Origin of the sequence: uncultured Algibacter sp., from assembly GCF_947487605.1 — a bacterium.
Taxonomy (GTDB): Bacteria; Bacteroidota; Bacteroidia; order Flavobacteriales; family Flavobacteriaceae; genus Algibacter_D.
Genome location: NZ_CANKXK010000006.1, coordinates 182857 through 194336, shown reverse-complemented (window position 1 = coordinate 194336; position 11480 = coordinate 182857). Strand labels below are relative to the sequence as shown.

Annotated in this window: 11 protein-coding genes; 2 read left to right on the top strand and 9 right to left on the bottom strand. The window is 29.5% G+C overall.

The genetic code is table 11. From position 1 onward, the window contains the following. Window positions 1–3: 3 nt before the first annotated feature. The 5 genes from Q0739_RS09050 to Q0739_RS09030 form a co-directional block, all read right to left on the bottom strand. Window positions 4–1986 (bottom strand): site-specific DNA-methyltransferase, encoded by a 1983-nt coding sequence (locus Q0739_RS09050; protein ID WP_298238397.1) that lies wholly within the window; start codon window positions 1984–1986, stop codon window positions 4–6. Further along, window positions 1940–2752 carry a DUF4391 domain-containing protein gene (locus Q0739_RS09045; RefSeq protein WP_298238396.1) on the bottom strand — a complete coding sequence of 271 codons (813 nt, stop codon included), beginning with the start codon at window positions 2750–2752 and terminating at the stop codon, window positions 1940–1942. The genes Q0739_RS09050 and Q0739_RS09045 overlap by 47 nt, the downstream gene beginning before the upstream one ends. Next, window positions 2753–5923, bottom strand: coding sequence for a helicase-related protein (locus tag Q0739_RS09040; RefSeq protein ID WP_298238395.1), 3171 nt, complete (start codon window positions 5921–5923; stop codon window positions 2753–2755). It abuts the gene before it with no gap. Further along, window positions 5910–6119 carry a helix-turn-helix transcriptional regulator gene (locus Q0739_RS09035; RefSeq protein ID WP_298238394.1) on the bottom strand — a complete coding sequence of 70 codons (210 nt, stop codon included), beginning with the start codon at window positions 6117–6119 and terminating at the stop codon, window positions 5910–5912. The genes Q0739_RS09040 and Q0739_RS09035 overlap by 14 nt, the downstream gene beginning before the upstream one ends. Window positions 6120–6232: 113 nt before the next feature. Continuing rightward, window positions 6233–7312, bottom strand: a complete 1080-nt coding sequence (locus tag Q0739_RS09030) for a hypothetical protein (protein ID WP_298238393.1) — start codon at window positions 7310–7312, stop codon at window positions 6233–6235. A gap of 166 nt (window positions 7313–7478) precedes the next feature. Here Q0739_RS09030 and Q0739_RS09025 point away from each other — a divergent pair, with 166 nt between their 5' ends. Both Q0739_RS09025 and Q0739_RS09020 read left to right on the top strand, forming a co-directional pair. Next, window positions 7479–7682: a hypothetical protein gene (locus Q0739_RS09025; RefSeq protein WP_298238392.1), complete on the top strand. Its 204-nt coding sequence runs from the start codon at window positions 7479–7481 to the stop codon at window positions 7680–7682. Between the two features lie 10 nt (window positions 7683–7692). Next, a complete protein-coding gene (locus Q0739_RS09020) occupies window positions 7693–7911 on the top strand; it encodes a hypothetical protein (protein WP_298238391.1) in 219 nt (72 codons plus the stop codon). A gap of 188 nt (window positions 7912–8099) precedes the next feature. On the opposite strand, the gene Q0739_RS09015 is transcribed toward Q0739_RS09020, so the two are convergent. The 4 genes from Q0739_RS09015 to Q0739_RS09000 form a co-directional block, all read right to left on the bottom strand. Continuing rightward, the gene (locus Q0739_RS09015) at window positions 8100–8573 is read right to left on the bottom strand and encodes a helix-turn-helix domain-containing protein (protein WP_298238390.1); all 474 of its coding nucleotides are present in this window, start codon (window positions 8571–8573) and stop codon (window positions 8100–8102) included. A gap of 187 nt (window positions 8574–8760) precedes the next feature. After that, window positions 8761–9060: a helix-turn-helix domain-containing protein gene (locus Q0739_RS09010; RefSeq protein ID WP_298238389.1), complete on the bottom strand. Its 300-nt coding sequence runs from the start codon at window positions 9058–9060 to the stop codon at window positions 8761–8763. A gap of 85 nt (window positions 9061–9145) precedes the next feature. Beyond that, the gene (locus Q0739_RS09005) at window positions 9146–10120 is read right to left on the bottom strand and encodes a hypothetical protein (RefSeq protein WP_298238388.1); all 975 of its coding nucleotides are present in this window, start codon (window positions 10118–10120) and stop codon (window positions 9146–9148) included. Window positions 10121–10158: 38 nt separating this feature from the next. Then, entirely contained in the window at window positions 10159–11379 is a 1221-nt protein-coding gene (locus Q0739_RS09000) for a site-specific integrase (protein ID WP_298238387.1), read from the bottom strand. Window positions 11380–11480 lie beyond the last annotated feature (101 nt).

Below are 11480 nucleotides of genomic sequence, written 5' to 3'. Positions count from 1 at the left end.
GTTTTAGATGCTTTTTATTTCTGTAATGCCAAAGCGTTTTAAAGTTTGTACACTATTGGTTTTCTCTACATCAGTAAAGCCTGAATCTTTAAATACCACTCTGCAAACTTCTGGTTGTAGTTCTTCTTTCCATATACCAATGCCTTCAGCTACTCTGCTGGTAATGTTATTTGCTAAACAAATAAATAAAGCTCCATAACCGACACTAAAGACTGTCTTACCTTCAATTGTTTTTTCTTCAATAGGTAAAGTGAGGTCTAATCCATATTTTAGTAATATCTCATACAATACATCATGTTCTGTACGGTTTGTTTTAATATTATCTTGGGCATCAAAAAGGCTTTCATCTAAATTATCTGGATTGCCATCCCATCCTTTTATATTTGAAGTATCCAGTTTAAAGACTTTAAAACCTAGGTCTAGCTCTTTGGCTTTTTCTGGATGTTCTTCTGATATTTTAGTTGCTGCTCTACGGATACGCTCTTTTCCTATTTCAGCAATATTGTTAGGCTTGTTAATGCTCTCTAAAAATTTAATTGTTTTTTTTATCTTCTCCTTCTCCTTTAAAGTGTTTCCATTTTCAACATTAAGTTCTTCAGGTAATTGAATAAGAATATAACGAAGCTTTGTGTTATTATCTAAATTATATCTTAAAACTGATTCTCCTGTAGTTGAAGAACCAGCAAAGAAATCAATTACAATATCATTCTCTTTACACACAAAATTAGTAAGATATTTAATTAAAGTTACTGGTTTTGGATAATCAAAATAATCTCCTTGCATCAATTCAATAAGTGCACTCGAAGCATTTTCGTTTGTTCCAACACCATTATTTGGTTTATTTATTATTGGTGATGAATATTTTGATTTAATAAAATTTGTTGGTCGTTTATAGCCTTCTTCGTTTCTAATAAATCTTATAGAAAGTTTCTCTGATTTAATTACGAATTTTGTTCCCTTTTCAATTTCTTCATTTAAAAATTCTTGAGTCCATTTAAATTCACCTTTTAAAACAAAATCTTTTTTAGAGTATCCTTTGCTTATTTCAATATCATGCACCAATTCAACTCTATCATTTTTTCCACTTTTTAATAAACCATCTGGGAATTTATCTTCTTTAAAATAAACAACTTCTTTAGGAAAAATAAGTTCTCTAACAGAATTCCCACTATTTAGAAGCGGTTGGTCACCGCCATCTAACTCTTCGCCATTATACTTTATAGAATTATTTTTTCTTTCATAGCATAAAATATACTCATTCGTTTTTCTAGATTTTGTTGATAATGCTGGTGGGGTTGATGTTTTAACCCATGAGAAAATTTCAACAAAATTATCTTCACCAAAAATTTCATTGATTAGTGATTTTAAGTTTGATAATTCTTCTACTCCAATTGAGACAAATAGCACACCATCATCAGAAAGCAAATTTCTAGCTAATCTCAAACGAGGATACATCATACTTAACCACTTAGAATGAAATCGCCCATCATTCTCTGTATTAGTTGACATTAGGTTTCCATCCCTATCTATTTGACCTGTTACTTCTTGATAATTTTTTAGGTTGTCTTTATAGTTGTCTTTATATACTAAATCTGAACCTCTATTATATGGTGGGTCTATATAAATCATTTTAACCTTGCCTGAATAGCCTTTTTGCAAAAGCTTAAGTACTTCTAAATTGTCTCCTTCTAGGTATAGGTTCTGAGTTCTATCCCAATCTTTAGAATCTTCAGGGTAAGGTCTTAAAGTTCCTGTACTTGGTTTTTGAGATTCTCTCCGAGCTTTTGATTTACCTGACCAATTAAATTGAAAATATTCTTCATCTTCTTCTACCTCATTACCTAAAATTTCTTGTAAAATCTTAAAATCTATTTTCCCATCGGTAATGATTTCAGGAAACAAAACTTTTAGTTTGTCAATATTGGTTTCTACAATGTTTTCACTTTGACTGAGGTTGTCTCCTTTGTTTATTTTTTCTATGCTCATCTTTGGTTAGTGTATCTTTAAGAGATTGTATCTCTTTACGTTTTTCTTGTATTTTAATATTCAACTGTACTTTTTCGTTCAGTTGGTTTTCTTTTTTTATTTGGTTTGTTAGTGAAATTATGTCTCGCTCCAATAATTCTATAGCTTCAAGGTTCTGCATATCTTCAACAGTACGCTTGTTTGTTCTTTTTTGATAGCTACCTGTAATACTCGCAGCTTGAAATTGCACTACAGCTTGTATATAGCTTTTGTAAAGTAATTCTAGATTGGTTTTATCTAAATTTTTAAAATCTAGTGCCTTAAAAAATAATTCGCTGAGGTTGTTTTTATAAAGTTTGGATAGATTATTTGTTATAAAGGAACGGTCTATAGTACGTTTGTTTGTTTCTGCTTTATTAATACGCTTATCACATACATTGATTTTAAATTCATTAGCATCTTCAACAATAACAAGCATCTGGTAAGGAATGTACTTTTGAAATAGTGTCATACATTTTTCTGCAAGTTCGTTTAACTTATTATCCGCAATTGTACACACCATAATTTGAATTTCTTCATAATTATAATCTGCATTAATAACAGCAGGAATATTAACCGTGGCTGGTTTAATACTTGCTAACCAAGTCATGCTTTGAATATTATTATTTAATAGCTTTTTTTCAGCAGCAGATAACGAGAAATTTTTTAGAAAAAAGGCTTTAGTTAAGCGTTTATCTAAAATGCTTCGTTCAGGAATATTTAATATGTTGTTATATTGAAACGCCATTTATTTGATTATTAAATAACTTACTAATTCCAACGAATCTTCATCACTCATAGCTTTGCTAAACAATGTTGTACCACCTTGACTAGCTAGGGAATCTAATCCTATTTCTTCTTGAACCCCAATAACTTCTTGAATGGTGTTTTTTAAAGCTTTGGTGTAAGCCGTCATATTTTTGGTGTTCTTGGTTTCTTTTTCAAATTGAGCCACTAAATCTGTTAATACACCATCTTGCCCCATACATAGTTTACGGAAATAATCTAGAGCTTTTTTCGATTGAGATGGTTTAACCATGTGTGTGCCATCTAGACTAATGTAAACTAAAAAGAATGGATACAATATGTTATTTTTAAGCTTGTCCTTATAATCTGCACTTGTATCTTTTAAGCAGTAAATCACCCCTTCTTTAACTTCAGAAAGATTAGATTTTACCACAGCATAAGATGCTGGTGGAATGTCACTTAAATCTGCTAATTGTTGGTCTGAGCTTTTTTCTAAATCAATTTTAAAATCATTAAAGGTCATGTCGGTAATAGAAATATTTCCATCAATATCTTCTAAATCCAATACTTGATTTTGTAATTGTTTTAATTGTCTTTTACGGTAATCTAGGTCTTGCATTTCACGGTTAGACCTACTAATTACATTATCTTCACCTGTAGCGGAAACATCAAGCATTACCATACGTCCTTGTACACGAGCTACTAAATCTATAAACTGGTCTAACTCCATTGAAGGAAAAAAGTTTACTAACTGAATACTTTCGTTAATAGAGCCGATACGGTCAATACGTCCAAAACGTTGAATAATACGTACTGGATTCCAGTGAATGTCATAGTTAACTAGATAATCACAGTCTTGAAGGTTTTGACCTTCAGAAATACAATCGGTACAAAATAAAATATCTATCTCACTGGTAGCATCTGGAAAAATATCTTTTCTGTTTTTTGAACGAGGTGAGAAATGAGTCAAAATCGAGCTGAGGTCGCTTCGACAATCCTTCATATTGGTTTTGTTGTTTCCAGAACCTGTCACTAAAGCACTATTGAGCCCTTTTTCTTCTTTTAACCAACCACTTAATTCCTTGTACAAATAGTTTGCAGTATCAGCAAAAGCTGTGAAAATAATAGCCTTTTTATTTCCTTTATTGTATGGTTGTTTGTCTACCTTTTCAGAAATGCGGTCTTTTAACTCTTTAAGTTTTGCATCCCGTTCTACATCAATTAATTTGATGTTCCCTAATAACTTTGTTAAAATGCGCTTATCATGTTCTAAATCCTGTCTCCAACGAATAGTATCAATATCTTGAATTAATACTTTGGTTTTTCCACCAACTAATAAATCTTCCAGTTCTGTATCATCAATATCTACATCTGTGATGTTGAGGTCGTAATCAGTTTCTCCATTTTGATGGTCTTTAAGTTGCTTTAAATTAGCATTTACCAATTCAATTAACTTTTCTGTAGTTAACTTAAAGGAATGAATAGAGCTTTCTAGACGTTTTAAGAGATTAACACGCATTAAATATATCAAACTCTGTTCACGGTCTACTTGTCTAAATACGCTACCTGTATGCGTTTGCATATCGTATTTTTCCTCATAGAAATCTCGTTTATCTGCTCTTACATATCCTAAAGGCGTATAAGAGGCTAGTGTAAGTGTACTTATCTCATCATAAACTTGACCAATATCTCTAAATTTTCCTTTGGTATCAATTTCGGGATGTACAGTATCTGGCTTTAAACGAGTTGGAAACTTACCAATATTTGAAGTGTCATAGTATTTTTCAATATGCTTTCTTGACCTAGCAATAGTCAGCATGTCTAAAATTCTGAAATATGAACCATCTAAACTTTCCATTAGTTCGTTTACATCAAGGTCATCTGGGTCACCATCACGATACCATTGAGTAAATCTACGTTGAGAATCACGCATGACTTGAGTAATACTGTCTATTCCTTGAGAAATAAAGGCTGCATCATCACCTTCAGTAATGAATGCAATTTGGTTCTTAAGGTCATTCATTTTATTGTTAACTGGGGTGGCAGATAACATTAATACACGTGTTCTAACATTGGCTTTTATAATATCAGTCATTAGACGCCTATAGCGTGTAATACCCCTTTTATTAGGATTATTACGGAAATTATGTGATTCATCAATCACCACAAGGTCATAAATCCCCCAATTAATAGTGTCTAAATCTATATCGCCTGATTTTCCACGTGTTCTGGATAAATCTGTATGATTTAATACGTCATAATTAAGACGGTCTTTAGCTAGAATATTTCTTTTATCTGTATTCCTTGAATATAGTGTCCAGTTTTCTCTTAATTTCTTAGGAGATAACACTAAAATGTTCTTGTTTTGAAGAGAATAATAGTGAATTACACCTAGAGCTTCAAAAGTTTTTCCTAATCCAACTGAATCAGCAATGATACAACCACCATAGGTCTCTATTTTTTCAATTGCTCCAATGACAGCATCTTTCTGAAAATTATAAAGTAAACTCCAAATTTTAGAATCTTTAAACCCAATTTTTTTTAATTTTTCATCCGCTCTTTCATTCACAGTTGAATAATGGAATATCTCACGAATACAGTATTTATAAATTTCTTCACCTGTATAACTTCTTGTTCCTTTTTCTAATTTTTCTACGACTAAATCATTTAATGACTGATTACTATTATTCCACGAGTTCTGAAACAAGCTTAAATATTGATTATTGGTGTCTTCAAATGAATTGATAAAAATTGGTATGTCTGAAGGCAACACTCCTAAACTAACAGAATCCAGATTCATTGGAGTTAATGTGAAACAGGTAGAAGTACCTTCATTTTCTATAATTAAAATATTCTGATTGCCTACGCTACCTTTGCGAAATTGAATTTTATCTTCAATTAAACTAATAACCTGATTTATTCTATGTTTTCTGTCTAATTTTAAATTGAGTTGCTTCTCATTATTATTTTGAATGAATTTGAAGTCGTCTTCGTTTTGAGTATGAAAATCGAGTAAAACTTCAACTTTATTTGAGTTTTTTAAGATATCGATAAGCTCAAAAACGGCAAACGATGTGAAGTTATTGCAACTTAAATATATATTGGATTTTTCATTTACTATTGTTTTTAGAACATCTAGTAATCGGCTGTCTTTATTGTTAATTATCTGCATTCAGCTCTTGGTTATCAGTTAATAAATCCTTCACACTAATATTTAATAGTTCTGCTATTTGATATAAAACATCCACGCTAGGTTGTCTCTTATTTGTTACATAGCTGTTGACCATATTGTAACTTTTATTAAGCTTTTCAGCCAACCAAGTTTGTTTTATTCCTTTCTCATCAAGGATTATTCTAATTCGATTCATGTAGAGAGATTTTTGAATCAATAAATATAGTATTTATATATCATTAAATGATGTATAAATTAATACTAATAAAATAATTTATTTAAATAGTTATTAAACCAGAAAAGAGAAACTTATCTATTGCTTTTATCTTCATCAACTGGTCTTGAGCCTTTAATTATGCCATCAATAGATAGTGTGCCACCAATGAAGTAAACTGGCTTCCCCCAATTACCACTTTTTTTAGCCCAATCAACACCAAAATTGAAACTTCCATCAAATAATGATGAATACTCATTGTTTCTAAATGACTTATTTACAAAAGAAATTAAACACCCAGCATTATCCGTTTTTGAATCTCCAAAAGTTCCGTAATAAAAAGGTGTGAAACCTATTTTTTCAATCACCGAATTAGCAATGTTTCTGGTTTCCTTTTTAGAGAATGGGAATAATGGTAGAGAAGCACTAAAATAAAAGTTGTTAACTCTATCTAAGTCACCAATTTTACCATCAGGTTTTGAAGATAATGATGTAATATTATTATCAATAATAACCTCAGAATCAATCAACTGAAAAGATGTTAAGTCTCCATAATTGGTGGTGTTTACAAAACCACCAGTAAAACCTAATGTGAACCAGTTAATATTTCTGAAGAATAATTCTGTATGACCATCTACAGAAAAACTATATGGATGTTCTGTACTAAAGGTTTCACTATTGGTATCGTATAATGTCTTTTTGTTATCATATTTACCACTAACGGTTAAACCAAAAGAAAATGGTATAGGCGCACCACTAGCAAAATTATTCTGGTTAAGTGAATCAACACTTTTTATTATACCAAATTGAAAACTTATTGCTGGATGATTTAAATTATTGACTAAAGAAGTTTCATTTTCGATTCCCAATTTAAATGTTAACCCAACCGAAGTTTGAACTGTTTTTAATCGTTCTGTATCTTCTTTTTTGCCGTCATTATTTAGGTCAGCTAACTTATAATATGAAGTTGACCAATCTTTACCTTTTTTATTTAGTAAAGTGTTAAACTTAAAATCGAATTTTGTTGTTTTTTCTGAAGCTGTAGTTTCAACAGTAAACTGTTTTGCTTTTTCTGTAAAAAATATGCCTTTACCAGAGCTATTTTTAAAGACTTGACCAAATGAATAATTTGTTAGTAGAATGACTAACAATAATAGAATGAAATTTTTAATCATAAGAATATGTTTTAATAAGTTTTTAAAAGTGCTATTAATATTCTTGAGAGAAAAATTCTATTACAATAATAGTTAAAATTTAGGACTATTCAGGAAAATTTACTTCTTCATGAAATATTTCTGAACTTTTTTATTTCACGTGCTATTTATATGTAAAAGCAATATTATGAAAAAGATTAAAACCTATTATTCAAGTGCTGAGGTTATGCAAATATGTGACATCTCAGAGCGTACACTTCGCTACCGTTTGGTAGAACTGAAGAAGAAATATAAAGGGCAACCATTACTATTATCCAAGCAAAATAAAAAGTGGAGAATACACAATAGCTTGTTGAAATATTTTGCGCCAAAAAGAAATAATCAAGAATAAAATTAAAATTATGATAGAAGTAAACGAAACAACAATAGAGTATATGCCATTATTAAAACAACAATTAATAAATTATATTAGTTTAAACTATGAAGAAGCTTCTGATTATTCCAACTATTCATTAGTACAAGAATATAATTATTTGAAGAGGAATAATATATTAGCCTATTTAAACGAAGTTGAGTATTTAACTTCTCCAGAACGCTTGGAATTACAATTTGGGGATTGATTTACCCGTTACCTTTCTCTCAACATACTGGTTTATAAAGCCTTATTGCATGACATTTGATTGCTTAATTTTATTTTTATAAAATTCTATGTACGGGTAAAGAGAACCTGCAATAATGATTTATTAGCTTTTATGGTACTAAAATCAGTGATATTCATAAATTGGGTTAGTGTCATTTATAGAATATTTTAAATTTTCCCCAGTTTTTTTTCAATAATAGGGTTTAGTTCCAAGAAAGCTGTTATTAATTCACTTGTTACCAATGTGAGTTTTGCCCATTTTATAAAATCTTCTATAGTTTTAAATTCTTCAATATCAATATTCATTTCTAGTAGTACTTTTTGAGGTATTATTCCAACTAAATTTTTAACCAATAGTTTTCTTCGTTTTTTTGGTCTTCCACCCTCTGGTGGTACTGGATAATAATGTTCCTTATGAAGTATGGGATTTAGGTTTGAAATTGCTGTTTGTATTCTTTTAGGGCTACATCCAAACTCTAAACTTAAACTGTCATTAGTCATATAGAAATAGCGTCCGTGCATTTGGTAGCTTATAATTTCTGATAAAATAAGCTTTTCTAATTCACTTAAGTTTTTTGCCGATTTTACTTTTTTGTAAATCTTGGTAAACTGGTGGTCGTAATTCTTTTTATTTTCTGGCATTGTATTTTATTAATTGTTATATCTAAAACAGTATAGTTCAAATTTGTAGATTACAAGTTGAAGTACTTCTGAATAGACCTGTATTATACTATATAAATTATTAGATAAAACTTATTATTAGACTAAAAGAACTATTAATAGGTTTCCTCTTCGAGGTGTTTCAATTTTAATTTTAAAAATTCTAATCTCAACCGTAGGACTGAAGGTTTTTAGATAAAATTTCATCTATTTCCTTAACAGGGTATAAATAAACATCTCCAATTGTAGTAAATGGAATTTGACCATTATTTCTATATTTAATTATAGTATTTTGTGATAAACCAAAATGCAACTTTAGTTCTTTGTTACGGTAGTACTTTTTTAATGGTTTAGAGCTTGTTTTATCAAGTTTTGATTCAAGTTGAGCTAACTTGTTATGTAATGGAAGTAAAAGCTTTTTAAGCTCTCCAAATGGAATAATTGAAATCTGTGATTCTTGTGTCATCATAATTATAGTTTTTTAAATTATTATGATGCAAATTTTTGGGTTTTATCTAGGTATAGCTAGGGTCTCCCTAGCATTCCCTAGAATTTTACATATCATTTAGTTCATCAAGGCGTTTTTCAAGATTTTCTATTAGTTTTTCGGTAAACTTTATTTCTTTCTCCACGTGACCTTCACCATTTCCTATACGTCCGAAATCATTAACTATTCCCGCTACTTTTATGGGTTCTTTGCCTTTGAAAAAATACATTTCACTTTCATTTATAAAGTGTTTAATGTACCTTATAGAATCACTCTCTCTAGTACTGCCTATAACATAATCATAGTCATACAAGAAATTAAACAAAAAAGCGAGTTCATATTTTGCTCCTTTGTAGTAAAGTTTACCTTTTTTGCTAGTGTTTTCTTGTGGTAGATAATCTCCTTTAAATTGTTCCAATTCCTCAATAAACTCAATTATTGTTTGAAATTTTTGATGTAATGAAAATATCAGAATCCTATGTAATTCTATTATATAAGCCAGATGGGCTTTAGCGTAAATAAGTTGTAAGTCATCCTTTTTTACAGAGTGTTTTTCAAATAAATATAAATTAAGTTCTTCTTGGTTATGCGTGACTGGATTATCATAATCAATGTCAAAAAAACCAGCAATTATCTGCAAAACATATTCGTATCTATCGTCTTTTCCAGATATAGAATTTATCCATAACTCCTTTGTCTTTTCTTTAGGTGGATTTACAGGATATACTAAAGACATATCCCAATCGTAAATTTGATAATCTAAATTCTCTAAATTATCAGTCTTTAAAGTATTAATGTCGATTAGTTTTCTTTTTAATTTATTAGATATCCCTTTAACATAGTCAATGTGTTTAGGATTGTCATAATCTAGAATTTCATCAATCTGCTTTACAACTAAAGAAACTGTTTTATCGAAATAAGTTTTTTGTATTTCATTAACCCAATTACCTTGATACGTAAAATTTTGAACTACACCATTATATTCAATTCTTAGCTCAATTGTATCACGTATTATTTTTGCAACCTCTGCAATTTCTCTCATAGAATCTAAAAATTAAATTAGCCAATAAAGATAAAAAACTATGCGTATTTTGATTTAGGTTTTTTCATATCATTTTTAATATTTGAATCAAGAACTTTAGCGTAGTGTTGGGTCATGGTTATTCGAGTATGTCCCATCATAGAAGATACGTTTTCAATAGCAACTCCATTTCCAAGCGTTACAGTAGTGGCAAACGTATGTCTAGCTACATAATGTGTTAGCTTTTTTTCAATATTACATAGGTCTGCAATTTCTTTTAGATATTCGTTTATTTTCTGATTGCTGATATTAGGTAATAGTTTGTCACCTTCCAAATCTGAATATTTATCAATTATTTTTAAAACTGGTGGTAATAAAGGTACATTAGATTTAATGGTTGTTTTTGCTCTGTTGGTTTTAATCCAATAATCACCATCATTATCTTTTATCAAATTACTTTTAGTTAAATTTTTAATGTCAATAGGGGCGTAGCTAGTAAAGCAAGAGAATAGAAAAATATCTTTTACTCTGTTTAATCGTTCAGTGCTAAAAGTTTTCTTTTCGATTCTATGAAGTTCATCCTGTGTAAGAAAAATAGCTTCTTTTATTATTAGTTTTTCATCGTAACTTAAAAACGGATTTTTAGAAATTATATTTCTTTTTATACCATAGTTGCAGACTGTTTTAAAACATTGAAAATATTTTACAACAGAATTATGATTTATACCAATTTTACTTTTAAAAGTAGATTCATATTTTAAGAAAGATTCTAATTCATATACAAAGGTATTGTCAATATCCACTACATTAAAACTCGTTTTTCTGTGTTTTAGGCTAATGAAATTGTATAATAAACCTTTTGCTCTATTATATTTTTGAAGAGATGCTTTAGAGCGTTCTCCAGCTTCAAATTTTCTTTTAAAATAGTTATTATGATTTTCAAATAATTTAATAATATCAATTTTGGTAGATTTTGGTTTTTTACCACTAAGTTGGTTTTTTATGTCGTTCAGGGTAACGTTAGAATTGACTTTTACTAGTTCTAGATAGATACTTTCAATTTTAGATTCAATAATATTTAAAGTTGTTTTGCAATTTTTTTCACTTGTAACACGTAATGTATTTTTTAACTTATTTGTTACATCCCAACGGTCTTTAGTAATATATTTACCAGTACTTAATGTTGAGGTTTTTCCCTGTAATTCAATTTTTGCATAAATAGGAGATTCTCCTTTACTGTTTCGCTTGTCTGTTTTAATGAAGAAATAAGTTTTAATCATAGTTTTACTAATTTAATGTTTGACAAAAGTCTTAGTAAAACTCAAGTATAGCTAGGGACTCCCTAGCATTCCCTAGAATTTAGTTACCCTATATATTTTTC

Coding starts and splice junctions, on each gene's coding strand:
- Q0739_RS09050 (WP_298238397.1), bottom strand. CDS start 1,986: ATGAGCATAGAAAAAATAAACAAAGGAGACAACCTCAGTCAAAGTGAA.
- Q0739_RS09045 (WP_298238396.1), bottom strand. CDS start 2,752: ATGGCGTTTCAATATAACAACATATTAAATATTCCTGAACGAAGCATT.
- Q0739_RS09040 (WP_298238395.1), bottom strand. CDS start 5,923: ATGCAGATAATTAACAATAAAGACAGCCGATTACTAGATGTTCTAAAA.
- Q0739_RS09035 (WP_298238394.1), bottom strand. CDS start 6,119: ATGAATCGAATTAGAATAATCCTTGATGAGAAAGGAATAAAACAAACT.
- Q0739_RS09030 (WP_298238393.1), bottom strand. CDS start 7,312: ATGATTAAAAATTTCATTCTATTATTGTTAGTCATTCTACTAACAAAT.
- Q0739_RS09025 (WP_298238392.1), top strand. CDS start 7,479: ATGAAAAAGATTAAAACCTATTATTCAAGTGCTGAGGTTATGCAAATA.
- Q0739_RS09020 (WP_298238391.1), top strand. CDS start 7,693: ATGATAGAAGTAAACGAAACAACAATAGAGTATATGCCATTATTAAAA.
- Q0739_RS09015 (WP_298238390.1), bottom strand. CDS start 8,573: ATGCCAGAAAATAAAAAGAATTACGACCACCAGTTTACCAAGATTTAC.
- Q0739_RS09010 (WP_298238389.1), bottom strand. CDS start 9,060: ATGATGACACAAGAATCACAGATTTCAATTATTCCATTTGGAGAGCTT.
- Q0739_RS09005 (WP_298238388.1), bottom strand. CDS start 10,120: ATGAGAGAAATTGCAGAGGTTGCAAAAATAATACGTGATACAATTGAG.
- Q0739_RS09000 (WP_298238387.1), bottom strand. CDS start 11,379: ATGATTAAAACTTATTTCTTCATTAAAACAGACAAGCGAAACAGTAAA.